The organism is Streptosporangium sp. CA-115845 (genome assembly GCF_050943795.1).
In the GTDB taxonomy this organism is placed as follows: Bacteria; Actinomycetota; Actinomycetes; order Streptosporangiales; family Streptosporangiaceae; genus Streptosporangium.
This window is the reverse complement of record NZ_CP191988.1, coordinates 3,324,978-3,340,744: the sequence shown is the minus strand read 5'-3', so window position 1 is coordinate 3,340,744 and position 15,767 is coordinate 3,324,978. Positions and strand designations below refer to the sequence as shown.

The window sequence follows — 15,767 nt, the reverse complement described above, 5'->3', positions numbered from 1 at the left end:
GTGGCCGGATCCGCTGAGCAGGTTCGGCGCCGCTGGACGCTGGGCAAGTTCGTGCTCTTCCTCCTGGTGACGGGCACGCTGATCGTCCTGATCGGCGGCCAGATCGCCAGGGTCGACGTGGGCGACTCCTACAGCCTCGTCGCCACCTTCGACGACGTCTCCGGGCTGCACGAGGGAGACCAGGTGAAGATCGCGGGTGCGCCCGTCGGGCAGGTCGACACGATCGAGGTGGTCGCCGGCCGGGCCGAGGTCACGCTCAGCGTACGGACGGATGTACGGGTTCCCTCCGACAGCTCGGCCGCGATCCGCTGGCGCAACACGATCGGGCAGCGGGTGGTCTATCTGGAGCCGGGCACCGCCGGGGAGATGCTCGGCGACGGCGCCCGCGTGGCGCGGACGAGTTCGGTGGTCGACATCGGCGAGCTGGTGAGCGACCTGGGCCCGCTCACCCGCAGCCTCGACCCCGAGCAGATCAACCGGTTGCTCACCGCGGCGGGCGAGGCGCTGGACGGCAACCAGGAGAACATCCCCGAACTGGTCGACAATCTCGACGACCTGACCGGCACGATCGCCGAACGTAGGAAGGTCATCCAGGGGCTGCTGGAGGACTACGCCACGGTGACCGACGTCGTCGCCCGCCGGGACCGGCAGATAGCCCGGCTGGTCGACAACCTGGTCACGCTGACCGGCGCGTTCGCCCGCAACCGCGAGCTGGTCGACGACGCCCTGGTGGAGCTGTCCACCACGGTCAGGGTCAACGACCGGGTGCTCGGCGCGAACTCCCAGGAGCTGGGCCGGGTGGTGGACCACCTGACCCGGTTCACCGGCGGCGTCCGGCGCAACATCGGCAGCGTGGAGAAGCTCCTCGGCACGCTGCCCCAGCCGATGCGGCGCTCGTTCCAGGTGACCGGCCAGGGCAACTTCGTCACCGCGTACGTGCCCTGCTTCGCACTCGGCCCGCTGCCCTGCCCGTACCCGATGAAAAGTCCCCCGCCGCTGCGCGGCTCCTTCAAGCTGTCCGACACCGGTGACCTGCGCCGGGTTCTGGTGGGGTCCTGATGGCACTCAAGTCGTTCCGCGACCGCGACAGGACCGTCGTCGGCCTGGTGTCGATGACGGTCCTCGCCATCGCGCTGGTCGTCACCTTCCTCATCGGCAACCTGGGGCTGCTGGAGGGGGGATACACGATGTCGGCGGTGCTGCCCGACTCGGCCGGGCTGCGTTCCGGCAACGACGTCCGGGTGGCGGGGGTGACGGTCGGCAAGGTCACCGAGGTCCGCGCCGACTACTCCCGGGGGCACGTCGTGGTGACCTGGAGGGTGGACGACGGGATCAGACTCGGCCCGCAGACCCGGGCCGAGATCGCCCTGTCCAACCTGCTGGGCGGGCGCTACGTCAGGCTCACCGGGCCGGTCACCCGCCCGTACCTGGACGAGCTGCCCGAGGAGCAGCGGCGGATCCCCATGTCCCGGACCAGCACCCCCGTGCTGGTCACCGACGCGCTCAAGGACGCCACCCGGCTGGCGCAGCGGCTCGACACCGACTCCGTCGACAGGCTCCTGGCCGAGCTGGCGGAGCTCAAGCCCGCCCGCCAGGGCAGGGTCAGCAAGCTGCTGGACAACATCGGCGAGCTGTCGGAGATCATCAGCGAGAGCGAGCCCCAGTTGCGGCGGCTGCTGGACAACGGCAACAAGATCATGGACGTGCTGGAGAAGAAGGACGCGCAGATCGGCCGCCTGATCGACTCGATCGAGATCATGCTCAACGAGCTGCGGCTCCGCCGCGACGAGCTGAAGTCGTTGCTCGGCGACGGCAGCGACCTGGTCAACAGCATCACCACCCTGGTCACCCGGCACGAGAAGGACCTGATCACGGTGCTCGACGACGTGACCGCCATCGGCAACCGCCTCGACTCCACCAGCGGCGGGAACCTCAACTCGGTTCTCGCCTGGGTCGGCCCCACCTTCTCCGGGCTCGCCACGACCGGTGGCCACGGGCCGTGGGTGGAGGCCATCGCCACCGGGCTGGGGCCGATCAACCCCGAGGTGCTCGCTGCCATCCGCAAGGACAGGAACAGCCGTTGACAGTACAGGGACAGCAAGGAGCGAGCCGCCCGCACCGCGCCCGCACCGCGACGCGGTTCCCGGCGCGCAGGGTGATCGCGGTGCTGCTCGCGGGAGTGCTGCCGGCCTCCACCGGAGGGTGTTCGCTGCTGCCGGGCGGCGCCGCCTCCTACCGGCTGACCGCCTACTTCAGCGCGGCACCCTCGCTGTACGAGCAGGCGAAGGTCAAGGTGCTGGGCCTGGACGCGGGGACCGTGGAGAAGCTCACGGTCGAGGGCGACAGGGTCCGGGCGGATCTGCTGATCGACGGGGGGATACCGCTGCCCGCCGAGGTCAACGCCATCGTGGCCGCGCAGAACACGCTGGGCGAGCGGAACGTGGTGCTCCACCCGCCCTGGACGCCCGGCAAACCGAAGATCGCGCCCGATGCGGTGATCCCGCTGGAGCGGACCGACCTGCCGGTGGAGATCGACGACGCCCTGGAGGCGTTCACCAAGCTCACCGAAGCCCTCGACACCGACAAGATGGGCGATGTGGCCGGCAACCTGGCCGACACCGTCAGAGGCCGGGGCAAGCAGATCAACGGCGCGCTCGCCGACGCCGCCTCGCTGACCCGCACCCTCGCCGGTCAGGACGAACAGCTGATCGAGCTGGCCAGGGGCCTCAACCGGATCGCCACCAACCTCAACAGGCGCGAGAAGCAGGTGAAGACCACCATCGACGCCTTCGCCGAGGCCGGCGCCACCCTCGCCGACGAGCGGCAGCGGATGAAACGCTTCATCACCGGTCTGGCGGAGTTCGTGCAGCGCGGTGACGTGCTGATCGAGGCGTACCAGGAGCGGCTGCCCAAGGGGGTGGCCAACCTCGCCGAGCTGGTGCTGACCCTCAAGGTCAACAGCGAGTCGGTGGCCGAAGGCATCGAGGGCACCAGGAAGTTCCTGGACAACATGATCCTGTCATGGGACAGGAGGAACCACGTGCTCAAGATCCGTGTGGTGCTCAACGCGCTGACGCGGGCCTGGCTGACCCCGCTCTTCGAAGCCATGGGCCTGGGCAAGGTGCCCTGCCTGCCGGGAGAGCTGAGCAACTGCCCCTGGCAGGGAAGCGGGAAGGGCCGCTGATGGGCGCGGGAGTACGGAGGCGGACGGAGACACAACCGGGGACACAACCGGGGACACGACCGGGGACACCGGCGGGCGCGGGCCAAAAGATCGTGGGCCGGTGGCGGCGGTGGACCCGTCCGGTCGCCGGGCTGGCCGTGCTCTGGCTGAGCGCGGCGTGCAGCCTGCAGACCCTGGGCGCGCCGACCGGCGAGCTCACCCTGACCGCGACCTTCGACGACGTGCAGAGCCTGGTGGCCGGACACAGCGTGCAGGTGTCCGACGTACGGGTGGGCAGCGTGACCGACATCCGGCTGGAGGGCTACCGGGCGAAGGTCACCATGTCCATCGAGGACGGCAACCAGGTGCCCGAGGGGACGAGCGCCATCGTCGCCAAGACCTCGATCCTCGGCGAGAACTACATCGAGCTGGATCTTCCCGAAGGGAGGGACATGACGACGGGGCCGTTCCTGCGGAGCGGCTCGACCATCGCCGTGACCTCCGTCAAACCCGACATCGAGCAGGTCACCGAGCGGGCCGGGCCGCTCATCGACGCGCTCGGTGCCCAGGACGTGAACGCCATCCTGGACGCGGCGGCGACCGGGATCGGCGGCAGGGGCAAGGACCTCAACCGGCTCCTGCGGCAGACCACCGAGGTCACCGCCGCCTACGCGGAGTCCCGCGAGGACCTGGCCCGTACCATCGACGGCCTGGCCAGGCTCGGCGACGAACTCGCCAAGGGCACCGCGGAGCTGGACCGGCTGCCCGGCACGCTCGCCGACGCCACCGCCCGCCTGAACCACGGCCGCAGGCACATCAAGAAGACCCTCAGGGAGCTCACCGCGCTGGCCCGTGAGGTCAACGACACGATCTATCCCAGGCACGAGGCCCGGCTGCGCACCCTGCTGCGCGAGCTCGACGCGGTCTCCACCTCGGCGGTACGCGGCAAGGAGGACCTGAAGGTGCTGGTGAGCCGGGTGCAGAGCTTCCTCGACCAGCCACCACTCGTGGTGAACGGCCAGTTGCTGATCTCCGTGTGGCTCAAGGGGCTGCTGCTGCCCGAGCCGAAGAAGAGTGGCAGGCCCCGCCTGCCCAACTCGGTGGACGACTTCCGCCTGCTGCTGGGGCCGCCACGATGAGGAACCGCATCTGGATCAACCTCGGCTTCTTCGCGGCGCTCGGCGTCGTGATGACCGTGTGGGCGTTCACCACCATCATCAAGCTGGACCTCGTCGAGCGGCCGTACCGGATCAACGCCGAGTTCCTCTCCTCCCCCGGCCTGGTGGAGGGCTTCGACGTGGCCTACCTCGGCGTGCGGATCGGCCGGATCAGCGGCGTGCAGCTGGCACCCGGCAAGATCGTTGTCGCGCTGAGCATCGATCGCGGGGTGCGTCTGCCCCGGGACGTCACCGCCGAGGTGCGCCGCAAGTCCGCCATCGGCGAGCCGTACGTGGAGATCTCCCCGCCCCAGAAGGGCGGCGAGGGCGGCGAGGGCGCTGTCCTGGCCGCGGGCGCCACCATCCCGCTGGCCAGCACCTCGGTGCCGCTCGACTACCGGAAGCTGTTCGACGGCGTCGGCAAGCTGCTCGACGCGGTGCCTGCCGAGGACGCCCGGACCATCGTGGGGGAGCTGGCGACCGGCCTGGACGGGCGGACGACCTCGATCCGGGAGATCGTCGACAACGCGCACGACCTCACCGCGACCCTCGCCGAGAACACCGACGTGCTGGACGAGTTGTCGGTGCAGCTCACCCGGCTCACCGGGACCCTGGCGGGCCGGCGCGAGAAACTGTCCGAGGGGGTGGACGACCTGGCCGAGGTGACCCGGGCGGTCCGCGAGTCCCGCAGGCAGCTGAACGCCGCCCTCGACCACGGGCCGAGCTTCTTCCGGCAGGTCAACACCCTGCTCACCACCGCACGCCCCGGCCTGTCCTGTCTGCTGACCGCCGGAGGTGTCAAGCCCGGCAAGGTGTTCGGCGGCCGTACTCCCGACAACGTCAACCGCCTGCTCCGCAACGTACCCACCGCTCAGGCACTGATCGCCGACGTGAGCGACAGGCAGGCCGGCGGCCTGTACGGCAGGACCGCGTTCGTCTTCAGCGTCCCCGGCGGCCCCAAGGCCGCGCGGGAGTATCGCAATCCGCTGGCTCCCCCGACGGTTCCCAAGCTCCGCACCTGCCCGAAGGGACCCGCGAGCAAGGTGGCGGTCGGAAAGGACGAGGAGGCTCCCACCGCCGAGAAGGCCAGCGGAGACGCCGACGACGAGTCCGCGGACGGAGCGACCGCCGAGCCCGGCGACGCGACACCGGCGCCCGAGGAGAGCCAGGAGCCGGTACCGGCCGCGGACACCGGCCGGACCTCGGAGTCCTCCCAGGACATGACCCCCCTCATCGTTGCGATCTTCGCCGCGGTCGTCGTCTCCGGCGGTGTGCTCGGCTGGATCGCCGTCGGCCGAGCCTCCCGCCGCCGTGAACAGGAGTAAGCCCTTGACCTCCACCCCCCGCACGTCGGAACAGCACCGGCGCGACCCCGCCGGAGACGCCCCGCCCCCGGCTCCGGACCAGGACCAGGAGGCCGGACCGTCAGCCGGGGCGAGCACGGAGACCGAACTGGAGCACCGGGCCGCGGGTAGCGGGAAGAGCGGATTCAGCACGTGGCGGGGCAGGCTGGCCGGTGCCGTCGCGGCCATGCTGTTCGCGGCGGCCGCGACCACCGCGGTGCTCCAGTGGATGGCCGCCGACCGGCTGGCGCAGGAGAAGGCCGAGCGCGGGGCGGTGTCCACCCGGGCGGGCGAGTTCGCCGTGGCCCTGCAGACCTACGACCACACCGACCTGCAGGCCTACCGCGACCGGGTCTTCGCCATCTCCGGCGAGGACTTCGAGAAGACCTACAACGAGGCGTTCAGCCCGCTCGAAGGCGTGATCACCACGATGCGGGCGAGCTCTTCGGCCTCGATCCGCGGCGTCTACGTCTCAGAGGTCGGCGAGGGCAGGGCGAAGGCGATCACGGTGGTCGACTCCCAGGTCACGAGCACGGCGGGGACCCGGCGCATGCTCGGCACGTACATGGAGCTGAGTCTGATCAAGACGGGAGGCCGGTGGAAGGTGAACGCGGCCACGGTCATGGGCGCCGCCGAGGAACTGGTCACCGACCCGAACGGCGAGACCGTCGAGCCGTCCCCGACATCATCTCCGGCACCGTCACCGGCACCGTCACCGGCACCGTCTCCGAGCGGGAAGGGAGAATGACGACGGAGAGGTGGCCCCCTCCGGCCGCGCTGACACCGCCTACCACGAGTGATCGGTGCCTTCTGAGGTAGGTTCTGATCCATGACCCTGCAGCAGGCCTCGCCCGGCGAACGGAGTGGTCGGTCGGGGGGCGGACCCGCCGAAGTCACCGGAGTCACCGACGCGGGGAACGAGAGTGGTGAGCGACCGGTGAACGACGAGACGCCCCGCTGGCTGTCGTCAACCGAGCAGCGGGCGTGGCGTGCCCACCTCGCCGCGCACAAACTCCTCGAACACCGCCTCGACCGCGAACTCCAGCCCTTCGGGCTCTCGGTGAACGACTACGAGATCCTGGTGAACCTGTCGGAGATCTCCGGTCACCGGATGCGGATGAGCGACCTGGCGGACGCCACGATCCAGTCCCGCAGCCGGCTGTCGCACCAAATCTCCCGGATGGAGAAGGCCGGCCTGGTCGCCAGGGAGAACTGCGCCGACGACCGGCGCGGCACCTTCGCCGTCCTCACCGCGCACGGCTGGGACACCATCAACAGGGTCGCGCCGCACCACGTGGCCGGCGTGCGCCGGCACTTCATCGACCTGCTCACCGACGATCAGCTGATCGAGCTGGAAATCGCCTACGCTCCGGTGGTGGAGCACCTCAAAAACATTCGCTGACGCGAAACCGATACCGCCCGTACTCCCTTAGTAGACCGCGCTGTCGTTACGATCCGGCCATGTCTGCTCGCCGGATCTTCATCGCCGCGGTGCTCACCGTGTGCTCCCTGGTCACCGCCTGCAGCGGCGGCGACGCCTCCGACGCCACGGCAGCCCTTCCCAGCGGAGCCGAACTGGTCAGGAAGTCCGCGGAGGCGACACGTGCCGTGAAGTCGGCGACCTTCTCCATGGAGACCGAGGGCACTCCCGCGGTGCCGGTCAAGAAGGCCTCCGGCCGCCTCAGCGGGACCGGTGACGCGGACGGCACCATCCAGATCGACGTGGCGGGCAGCCTGCAGGAGATCAGCTTCGTGCTGATCGGGGAGACCGTCCACTTCAAGGGGGTGACCGGAGGCTTCCAGAAGATGTCGCGAAGCCAGCTGGCGGCGATCTACGACCCGTCCGCCATCCTCAACCCGGAGAGGGGCGTCGTACAGCTGCTGAGCAACGCGCTGGACCCGAAGACCCAGGCGGCCGAGAAGGTGAACGGCGTCGACTCCTACCGGGTCTCGGCGACGCTCTCCCAGCAGGTGCTCGCCACGATGGTGCCCGGCCTCGCACAGAGCGTCAACGGCACGCTCTGGATCGACAAGGCCACCAGCCGCCTGCTCAAGGCGGATCTGCCACTGACCGGCGGCAAGGTGATCGTGGTCTTCAGCGACTACGACGTGCCGGTCCAGGTCACCGCTCCGGCCCAGTGATGGTGACCCGCGCCGTCCCGGAGGACGGCGGCCGGGTGGCCCGGCGACGGGCCGCTCTCGGCGTCGGCGGCACCGCGGTGCTGCTGGCGGCGCTGGACGCGTACGTCGTGGTCACGGTCCTCATCGACATCGCCAAGGACGTCGACGTCCCGCTCAACCACATGGAGCGGGCCACCCCGATCGTCACCGGCTTCCTGCTCGGCTACATCGCGGCCATGCCGCTGCTCGGCCAGCTCTCCGACCGGTACGGCAGGCGCCCGCTCATCCAGCTCTGCCTGGCGGGCTTCGCGGCGGGCTCGGTGATCACCGCGCTGGGTGAGACGGTGCCCTGGCTGGTCGCCGGACGGGCCCTGCAGGGGGTCGCGGGCGGCGCGCTGCTGCCCATCACCATGGCTCTGATCGGGGATCTGTGGGATGAGGACGAGCGTCCGGTGGCGCTCGGCGCCGTGGGGTCGGCCCAGGAGCTCGGCAGCGTGCTGGGCCCCCTGTACGGCGCGGCCCTCGCCGCCCTGGTCCCGTCCACCCTCCAGCTCGGCGGCGTGCAACTCGGCGGCTGGCGGTCGATCTTCTGGCTGAACATCCCGCTGGTGGCCCTGGCCGCGGTCGCCGTACAGCGGTCGGTGCCGCCACCCGGCCGTGACCGGACCGGCGCCGGCGGCAGCCGCGTCGACGTGGTCGGCGGGCTGCTGCTGGCGCTCGCGCTCGGCCTGCTCGTGGCCGGTCTCTACAACCCCGACCCGAGCGGGGCGGTCCTCCCGCCGTGGGGCCTGCCGGCGATCGTCGGCGGGATCGTGTCCGGCGCCGTGTTCGTCGGGTGGGAGATGCGCGCCGGAACCCGGTTGATCGACATGGCGGGGGTGCTGCGCGGCCCGTTCTTCGCCACGCTCGGGGTGAGCTTCCTGACCGGCGCCGCGCTGCTGGTCACCCTGGTCGACGTGCAGTTGTCGGCCCAGACCCTGCTGCGCCTGGACACCCTGGACGGCGCCCTGGTGTTGTCGCGCTTCCTGGTCGCGCTCTCCGTGGCCGCTCTGGTGGGCGGCCTGGCGTCCCGCCGCTACGGTGAGCGCGTGGTGACGGTGATCGGGCTGGCGCTGGCAGGCGTCGGCTACGTGCGCATCGGCCAGTGGCCGCTGGACCTCGCCTCGGCCGGGTACCGGATGGACGCCGACCTGATCGTCGCCGGTCTCGGTCTGGGGCTGGTGATCGCACCGGTCTCCTCCGCGGTGCTGCGTGCCGTCCCCGCCGTCCAGCACGGGGTGGCCTCGGCGGCGGTGGTCGTGGCCCGGATGATGGGCATGCTGCTCGGCGTCGCCGCGCTGTCCGCCTGGGGCTTCCACCGCTTCCAGTCCCTCACCGCGGACCTGGACACCCCGCTGCCCTTCGGCGTGGACCCGGCCGTGTACGCCACCCGGCTCGCCGAGTACGAGGAGAAGGTCAGGGCGGCGCTGCACACCGAGTACAGCGAGATCTTCCTGATCACCGCCGCCCTGTGCGGGGTGGGCGTGCTGGTCGCGCTGCTGCTGCCGCGCGGGACCGGGTCGTCCGACCCGGCCTGACCCTGTCTGACCCGGTCTGACCCGGGCGTGGTGGCCTCACCCACGCCGTGCCCGGCCCGGTGCCGCTCAGGACCCTGGCCTCGGCCGTCACCTCCGTCTCCGAGTACACTCGCCCCGCCACGGGTGACGTGCGGCGTGTCCCGCCCGGCATCGGGAGAGGGCGGCACCCCGCGACGGTATGCCACGGGGGTTCGTCATCGGGTGAACGTACCGACGACCATTGGGGTGACGTGATGCTTGTGGGGGCCACGCGGCCGGACCTGGCCGGGCTCGGCGAGGGGTTCGACGCGTTCTGGCATGAGCGGCACCTGTGCACGCTGACCACCGTCCGTTCTGACGGGACGCCGCACGTGGTGCCCGTCGGGGTGACGCTCGACGTCGGCACGGCGATCGCCCGGGTCATCACCTCGCGCGGGTCGTACAAGGGCCGGCTGGTGGCCGCCGCGGGTCCGGCGGGCGCGCCGGCCGCCGTCTGCCAGGTCGACGGACGGCGCTGGTCCACCCTGGAGGGGCGTGCGGTGCTCCGGGACACCCCCGGGGAGGTCGCCGACGCCGAGCGCCGGTACGCGCTGCGCTACCGCGCCCCCCGGGTGAACCCCGACCGTGTCGTGATCGAGATCCAGGTGACCCGGGTGCTCGGCAATGTCTGACCCGGGACACGTCCCGCTCCCCCGCGTCCCCGGGCTGCCGGACGAGGCGTTCGAGCACGACGGGCAGCTGACCAAGCGCGAGGTGCGGGCGGTCACCATGTCCCGCCTCGCGCCCGTCCCCGGCGAGCTGCTGTGGGACGTCGGCGCGGGTGCGGGGAGCATCGCGATCGAGTGGATGCGCTGCCATCCCGCGTGCCGGGCCGTCGCGGTGGAGAGCCGCCGGGACCGGGCGGAGCGGGCCGCGCGCAATGCGGCCACGCTGGGAGTGCCCGAGCTGAAGGTCGTCGTCGGCGCGGCCCCCGGCGCGCTCGCCGGGCTGGCCGTGCCCGACGCCGTCTTCGTCGGCGGCGGCGCGACGGTCCCCGGCGTGCTGAGCACCTGCTGGGCGGCGCTCAGGCCGGGGGGCAGGCTGGTGGTCAACGCGGTGACCCTGGAGTCCGAGGCGGTCGTGGCCGACTGGTACGGCAGGCACGGCGGAGACCTGGTGCGCCTCGCGGTCGGCCGCGCCGCCCCGGTCGGCGGCTTCACCGGCTGGCGGACGATGATGCCGGTGACCGTCTGGTCATCGGTCAAGGAGGAGGGGTCTTGACGGCCAGGGTGTGTTTCGTCGGAGCGGGCCCCGGAGCCGCCGATCTCGTCACGGTGCGCGGCCTGCGGGTGATCGCCTCGTCCCCGGTGTGCCTGTACGCAGGATCGCTGGTGCCGCGCGAGCTGCTGGACGACTGCCCGCCCGGGGTACGGCTGGTGGACACCGCCGAGCTCACCCTTGATGAGATCGTCGCCGAGATGGCCGGCGCGCACGCGGCCGGGCTGGACGTCGCCCGGCTGCACTCGGGCGACCCCTCCGTCTTCAGCGCGATGGCCGAGCAGATGCGGCGGCTGGACGCGCTCGGCATCCCGTACGACGTGGTGCCGGGCGTCCCGGCCTTCGCGGCCGCGGCGGCCTCGCTGAAGCGGGAGCTCACCGTGCCGGGAGTCGGGCAGTCCATCATCCTCACCCGTACGTCCGCGCGGGCCACGCCGATGCCGGAGGGCGAGGACCTGGCCACGCTCGGCGCGAGCCGGGCGACCATGGTGCTGCACCTGGCCGTGCAGCGGATCGAGGCGGTCGTCACGGAACTGCTCCCCGCCTACGGCGCCGACTGCCCGGTCGCGGTGGTGGCCAGGGCGAGCAGGGACGACGAGGTGATCCTGCGGGGCACCCTGGCCGACATCGCCGAGCGGGTCAGGGCCGCCGGGGTGCTGCGGACGGCGGTGATCGTGGTCGGGCGGGTGCTGACGGCCTCGGCGTTCCCCGACAGCCACCTCTACTCGGCGGACAGGTGCCGGGATTGACCGGCGGGACCGAGACGAGACGCCTGCTGATCCTGGGAGGGACCGCGGAGGCCAGGGCACTGGCCGCCCGGCTGGACGGGCGGGCGGATCTGCACGTGGTGTCCTCGCTGGCGGGACGGGTCGCCAACCCCAGGCTCCCGGTCGGCGAGGTGCGCGAGGGTGGATTCGGCGGCCCCGAGGGACTCGCCGACTGGCTGCGGGAACACGCGATCGACCTGGTCGTCGACGCCACCCACCCGTTCGCCCGGCGGATGACCGCCTCGGCCGTCGCGGCCTCCGCCGGCACCGGGGTGCCGCTGCTGGTGCTGCGCCGTCCCGGCTGGCGCCAGGGTCCGGACGACGACTGGCGCTGGGTGCCCACGCTTGAGGCCGCCGCCCGCCTGCTGCCCGAGCTGGGGAGGCGGGTCTTCCTCACCACCGGCCGCCGCAGCCTGGCCGTGTTCACCGGCCTTGACCTGTGGTTCCTGGCCAGGTCCGTCGATCCGCCCACCCCACCGCTGCCCGGCCGGACGGTGGTCGTGCTCTCCCGGGGGCCGTACACTCTGCGCGGAGAGCTGGAGCTGATGCGCGAGCACCGCGTCGAGGTGCTGGTGACCAAGGACAGCGGCGGCGAGATGACCACCGCCAAGCTGGCCGCCGCGCGGGAGCTGGGGATTCCGGTGGTCATCGTACGGCGGCCGCCGATCCCCGGCGGTGTCCCGCTGGTGGACACCGCCGAAGCCGCTGCGGCCTGGGTGGAGGCTCAGGCCGGGTAGCGGCGCGGGGTGTAGACGACGGGCCGTCCGCCGCGTTCGGTGAGCCGGGTGGTGGACGAGCCCACGATCAGCAGGCAGCGCATGTCGATCTCGGCGGGGTCGAGGTCGGCCAGCTCCACGACGCGCACGCTCTCCGCCGGGCCGCCGACGTCCCGCCCGATGACGACGGGCGTGTGCGGGGAGCGGTGTTCGAGCAGCAGGTCGCGCATGGCGGCCACCTGCCAGGTCCGGCTCCGCGAGGCCGGATTGTAGATCGCCAGCACCAGGTCGGCCCGCGCCGCGGCGGTGATCCGGTCCGCGACGACCTCCCACGGTTTGAGCAGGTCGGACAGCGACAGCACGCAGAAGTCGTGGCCCAGCGGAGCCCCGGCGCGACTGGCCACCGCCTGGGCGGCGGTCAGGCCGGGCAGCACGCGTACCTCGACGTCGGCGAACCTCGGCTCGGACGCGACCTCAAGCACCGCGCTGGCCATGGCGAACACCCCCGGATCGCCCGAGGAGACCACGGCCACCCGTGATCCGGCGGCGGCCAGCTCCAGCGCGTGCGCGGCGCGCTCGGCCTCGACCCGGTTGTCCGTGGGGTGGCGGCGCTGGCGCGGGTTGGGCGGCACCCGATCGAGGTAGGGGCCGTAGCCGATCAGTTCGTCGGCCCGGGCGAGGGCGTCCTGCGTCTCGGGGGTCAGCCATGGCCGCCCGGCGGGGCCGAGCCCCACCACGACGACCTCGCCGCGCCGCTCGTCTCCGGCCTGCTCCTCGCGGTCGGCCACGGCCTTCGCGGAGAACGGCGTGAGCGGGCTGGGCAGCAGCGCGAGGGAGAAGTAGGGGACCGACTCGGGGTCGACGTCCGCCAGCGGGTCGATGCGCTGCTTGCCGGTGGTGGCCCGCTCGACGTACCAGGCGTCGTCGAGGCGACCGGCCTCGGCGAAGGCGGCGCGGACCTTCTCGAAGGTCCTGCCGAGTTTCAGCACCGCGGCCGAGTCGGCGGCGGCCAGCCGCTCGGCCAGCACCTCCGCCGGGAGCGTGCCGGGCAGCACGGTCAGCGTCTCGTCCCGCTCGACCAGCGGGCGGCCGAGCACCGCGGCGGCCCCGCTGACGGAGGTCACCCCCGGCACCACCTCGGTCGGGTACCGGTGCGCGAGCCGCTTGTGCATGTGCATGTAGGAGCCGTAGAAGAGCGGGTCGCCCTCGCAGAGCACCACCACGTCGCGCCCGGCGTCCAGGTGCGCGGCCAGCCGCACGGCGCAGTCGGCGTAGAAGTCGTCGAGCGCGCCCTGGTATCCGCCGGGGTGGTCGGTGCTCTCGGTGGTCACCGGGTAGATCAGCGCCTCCTCGACCTGGTCTCCCCGCAGGTAGGGCAGGGCCACCGACCTGGCGATGCTCCGCCCGTGCCGGGCGCTGTGGTAGGCGATCACGTCGGCCGCACCGAGCAGCCTGGCCGCCTTCACCGTCACCAGCTCCGGATCTCCCGGCCCCAGCCCGACCCCGTACAGGCACCCGAGATCCCCGCTCAACCCGCTCACTCCTCCTCACTCGCGATCGCGTTGACGGCAGCCGCCGCCATCGCGCTGCCGCCCCTGCGTCCGTGCACCACCAGGTGGTCGAGTCCGGCCGGGTGCTCGGCCAGGGCCAGCTTCGACTCCGCGGCCCCGATGAAGCCGACCGGCACGCCCAGCACCGCGGCCGGGCGTCCGGCACCCTCCTCGACCAGTTCGAGCAGGCGGAACAGCGCGGTCGGCGCGTTGCCGATCGCGACCACCGCACCGTCGAGCCGGTCGCGCCACAACTCCAGCGCCGCGGCGCTGCGGGTGGTGCCCAGCCGCAGCGCCAGCTCCGGGACCCGTGGGTCGCCGAGTGTGCAGATCACCTCGTTCGACTTCGGCAGCCGTCGCCTGGTGACGCCGGAGGCGACCATCATGGCGTCGCACAGCACGGGCGCGCCGTCGCGCAGCGCCTCGCGCGCCGCCGTGACGACTCCCGGCGACCACGCGAGGTCGTCGACGAGGTCGACCATGCCGCAGGCGTGCACCATGCGGACCGCGACCTGGGCGACGCCCGGCGGCATGCCGCCGAGGTCCGTCTCCGCGCGGATGGTGGCGAAGGAGCGGCGGTAGATCTCCGCCCCGTCCCTGATGTAGTCGATCACGTTCCCTCTCTGGTCGCCGCCACCGCGGCGCTCGTCTGCTCGGCGTCGGCGAACGTACGGCTCACGCCGTCCGCCTCGACGCGGTATCCGTCTCCGGTCGCGACCACGTCCACGACCCGGCCGCGCGGGCGTCCGCACCGCCGCTCGCAGCCCGACCAGTGCACGGGGAGCGCACGGGTGCGGCCCCGCGAGGGGTGGACGCCGTCAGGACCGTCCACACCGGACTCGAAGCCGGTGCCGCCGTTCGCATGGACGTCGGCATGGACGTCGGCATGGACGTCGGCATGGACGTCGGCATGGACGTCGGCATGGACGTCGGCATGGACATCGGCGAGGGCCTTGGCGCATCCGGGCCGGCCGGCGCAGGCGGTCAGGCCCAGCCACGGCGACGCCGGGTCGCCGACCAGGCCCGCGGCCGTGAGCGTCGCCCGCCAGCCGTCGGCCTCCGGCGGCGGCAGGTCGGGGACGACGATCGTCCGCCACGGCGTCACCCGGACCTCTCCCCCGCCGTGCTCGGCCGCCTGGGCGAGCGCCTCCAGCTGGGCCGCCGTGAGCCGTCCGAGCGCGGCGAGAACGGTGAGGGCCGACCTTCCGTCACGCTGCGCGGCGACCCCGATCGTGCCGCCGTCCGCCGTTCGCGCCCGTCGTACGGCGGGGGCGGACAGCCGGAGAGCCGGCTCCGCCCCGAGCCCGCGAGCCGAGACCCGTCCTGGGCCGTCGGTCAGCTCGGCGAGCCGCCAGGCGCCCGACCTCTGCTCGGCGCGCTCGGCCAGGAACGCCTCGGCGACCACGAGCATGCCAGTGACCGCGGAGCAGACGGGTGCGCGCAGCCCCAGGTCGGCACCGGCGAGCAGCAGCGCCACCTCGGAGACGTCCGCCGAGGCGTCCACCGGATCGACCGGCAGCAGCGTGACGTCCGCGCCGAGAGCCGCCATGTCGCCCGAGCCGTCGTCGAGCGCGAAGAGGAACCGGCCGGGCAGGTCGGCGAGCACGGGCCGGGCGCGGAGTTCCCCGTCCAGCTCGGACACGAGCGGACGGACGTCGAGCAGGCTCGCGGGTGCCCGCCCGGCCAGGGGTGAGGCCACGATGTTGCGTACCCGCTCATGCGTGGCCGACGGCAGCAGCCCGGCGGCGGCCAGCCGCACGGCGAAGTCGGATGCCGGGGAAAGCCGCCGACCGTCGTCCGGAACGCGCGTGTCGTCGCGTGCGAAGGCCCCGGCCGGAGAGGACCCGGCGCCTGGAACGCGCGTGTCGTCGCGTGCCGGGTGCACGACGGGAAGGGGCTCGCCGTCCTGTGGCGGAAGGCCGCGTACCTGGAGGTTCGCCCGGGAGGTCAGCTCGATCACGCCGGATCCGAGCTCCCGGGCGGCGGCGGCGACCACGCGGAGCTGACGCGCCGTGAGCGCCCCGCCGGGAACCCGGATCCGCGCCAGGCCGCCGTCGGCCGCGGCGTGCACCTGGAGCGCTCCGGGACACGCGTCGGTCCGGGTTCTTCCGGGAGGGTCGGTTATTGACACGCAGTG

15 protein-coding genes and 1 pseudogene are annotated in these 15,767 nt (G+C 72.5%); 13 read left to right on the top strand and 3 right to left on the bottom strand.

Features of this window, described 5'->3' with window-relative positions; genetic code table 11:
• From ACQP0P_RS17320 to ACQP0P_RS17260, 13 genes and pseudogenes are all read left to right on the top strand, one after another.
• Entirely contained in the window at positions 1–1,059 is a 1,059-nt protein-coding gene (locus tag ACQP0P_RS17320; protein ID WP_433377659.1) for an MCE family protein, read from the top strand.
• A complete protein-coding gene (locus ACQP0P_RS17315) occupies positions 1,059–2,084 on the top strand; it encodes an MlaD family protein (RefSeq protein ID WP_433377656.1) in 1,026 nt (341 codons plus the stop codon). Before ACQP0P_RS17320 ends, ACQP0P_RS17315 begins: the two co-directional genes overlap by 1 nt.
• Positions 2,081–3,184, top strand: a complete 1,104-nt coding sequence (locus tag ACQP0P_RS17310) for an MCE family protein (protein ID WP_433377653.1) — start codon at positions 2,081–2,083, stop codon at positions 3,182–3,184. The genes ACQP0P_RS17315 and ACQP0P_RS17310 overlap by 4 nt, the downstream gene beginning before the upstream one ends.
• A gap of 92 nt (positions 3,185–3,276) precedes the next feature.
• Positions 3,277–4,302 carry an MCE family protein gene (locus tag ACQP0P_RS17305; protein ID WP_433377650.1) on the top strand — a complete coding sequence of 342 codons (1,026 nt, stop codon included), beginning with the start codon at positions 3,277–3,279 and terminating at the stop codon, positions 4,300–4,302.
• Positions 4,299–5,645, top strand: a complete 1,347-nt coding sequence (locus ACQP0P_RS17300; RefSeq protein WP_433377647.1) for an MCE family protein — start codon at positions 4,299–4,301, stop codon at positions 5,643–5,645. Before ACQP0P_RS17305 ends, ACQP0P_RS17300 begins: the two co-directional genes overlap by 4 nt.
• Before the next feature lie 4 nt (positions 5,646–5,649).
• On the top strand, positions 5,650–6,411 hold the full coding sequence (locus tag ACQP0P_RS17295; protein ID WP_433377644.1) for a hypothetical protein: 762 nt from the start codon (positions 5,650–5,652) through the stop codon (positions 6,409–6,411).
• A gap of 81 nt (positions 6,412–6,492) precedes the next feature.
• Positions 6,493–7,065 carry a MarR family winged helix-turn-helix transcriptional regulator gene (locus tag ACQP0P_RS17290; RefSeq protein ID WP_433377641.1) on the top strand — a complete coding sequence of 191 codons (573 nt, stop codon included), beginning with the start codon at positions 6,493–6,495 and terminating at the stop codon, positions 7,063–7,065.
• Positions 7,066–7,124: 59 nt separating this feature from the next.
• The gene (locus tag ACQP0P_RS17285; RefSeq protein ID WP_433377638.1) at positions 7,125–7,805 is read left to right on the top strand and encodes an LppX_LprAFG lipoprotein; all 681 of its coding nucleotides are present in this window, start codon (positions 7,125–7,127) and stop codon (positions 7,803–7,805) included.
• The gene (locus ACQP0P_RS17280; RefSeq protein WP_433377634.1) at positions 7,805–9,361 is read left to right on the top strand and encodes an MFS transporter; all 1,557 of its coding nucleotides are present in this window, start codon (positions 7,805–7,807) and stop codon (positions 9,359–9,361) included. The genes ACQP0P_RS17285 and ACQP0P_RS17280 overlap by 1 nt, the downstream gene beginning before the upstream one ends.
• A gap of 233 nt (positions 9,362–9,594) precedes the next feature.
• Entirely contained in the window at positions 9,595–10,011 is a 417-nt protein-coding gene (locus ACQP0P_RS17275; RefSeq protein WP_433377631.1) for a pyridoxamine 5'-phosphate oxidase family protein, read from the top strand.
• Positions 10,010–10,600 (top strand): annotated as a pseudogene (gene cbiT, locus ACQP0P_RS17270) (precorrin-6Y C5,15-methyltransferase (decarboxylating) subunit CbiT); the annotation flags it as partial. The gene ACQP0P_RS17275 and the pseudogene cbiT, both read left to right, overlap by 2 nt.
• Positions 10,597–11,346 carry a precorrin-4 C(11)-methyltransferase gene (gene cobM, locus ACQP0P_RS17265; RefSeq protein WP_433377628.1) on the top strand — a complete coding sequence of 250 codons (750 nt, stop codon included), beginning with the start codon at positions 10,597–10,599 and terminating at the stop codon, positions 11,344–11,346. The pseudogene cbiT and the gene cobM, both read left to right, overlap by 4 nt.
• A complete protein-coding gene (locus ACQP0P_RS17260) occupies positions 11,343–12,101 on the top strand; it encodes a cobalt-precorrin-6A reductase (protein ID WP_433377625.1) in 759 nt (252 codons plus the stop codon). The genes cobM and ACQP0P_RS17260 overlap by 4 nt, the downstream gene beginning before the upstream one ends.
• Here the strand turns inward: ACQP0P_RS17260 and ACQP0P_RS17255 are convergent.
• The 3 genes from ACQP0P_RS17255 to ACQP0P_RS17245 are packed head-to-tail and all read right to left on the bottom strand — an operon-like array spanning position 12,089 to position 15,761.
• On the bottom strand, positions 12,089–13,612 hold the full coding sequence (locus tag ACQP0P_RS17255; protein WP_433377622.1) for a precorrin-2 C(20)-methyltransferase: 1,524 nt from the start codon (positions 13,610–13,612) through the stop codon (positions 12,089–12,091). The genes ACQP0P_RS17260 and ACQP0P_RS17255 overlap by 13 nt on opposite strands.
• Before the next feature lie 5 nt (positions 13,613–13,617).
• The gene (locus ACQP0P_RS17250; RefSeq protein WP_433377619.1) at positions 13,618–14,244 is read right to left on the bottom strand and encodes a precorrin-8X methylmutase; all 627 of its coding nucleotides are present in this window, start codon (positions 14,242–14,244) and stop codon (positions 13,618–13,620) included.
• Entirely contained in the window at positions 14,241–15,761 is a 1,521-nt protein-coding gene (locus ACQP0P_RS17245) for a precorrin-3B synthase (RefSeq protein WP_433377616.1), read from the bottom strand. Before ACQP0P_RS17245 ends, ACQP0P_RS17250 begins: the two co-directional genes overlap by 4 nt.
• Positions 15,762–15,767 lie beyond the last annotated feature (6 nt).

Bases quoted from the DNA above. Each gene is read 5' to 3' on its own strand.
- ACQP0P_RS17315 (WP_433377656.1), top strand. From the start codon at position 1,059: ATGGCACTCAAGTCGTTCCGCGACCGCGACAGGACCGTCGTCGGCCTG.
- ACQP0P_RS17300 (WP_433377647.1), top strand. From the start codon at position 4,299: ATGAGGAACCGCATCTGGATCAACCTCGGCTTCTTCGCGGCGCTCGGC.
- ACQP0P_RS17290 (WP_433377641.1), top strand. From the start codon at position 6,493: ATGACCCTGCAGCAGGCCTCGCCCGGCGAACGGAGTGGTCGGTCGGGG.
- ACQP0P_RS17285 (WP_433377638.1), top strand. From the start codon at position 7,125: ATGTCTGCTCGCCGGATCTTCATCGCCGCGGTGCTCACCGTGTGCTCC.
- ACQP0P_RS17280 (WP_433377634.1), top strand. From the start codon at position 7,805: ATGGTGACCCGCGCCGTCCCGGAGGACGGCGGCCGGGTGGCCCGGCGA.
- ACQP0P_RS17275 (WP_433377631.1), top strand. From the start codon at position 9,595: ATGCTTGTGGGGGCCACGCGGCCGGACCTGGCCGGGCTCGGCGAGGGG.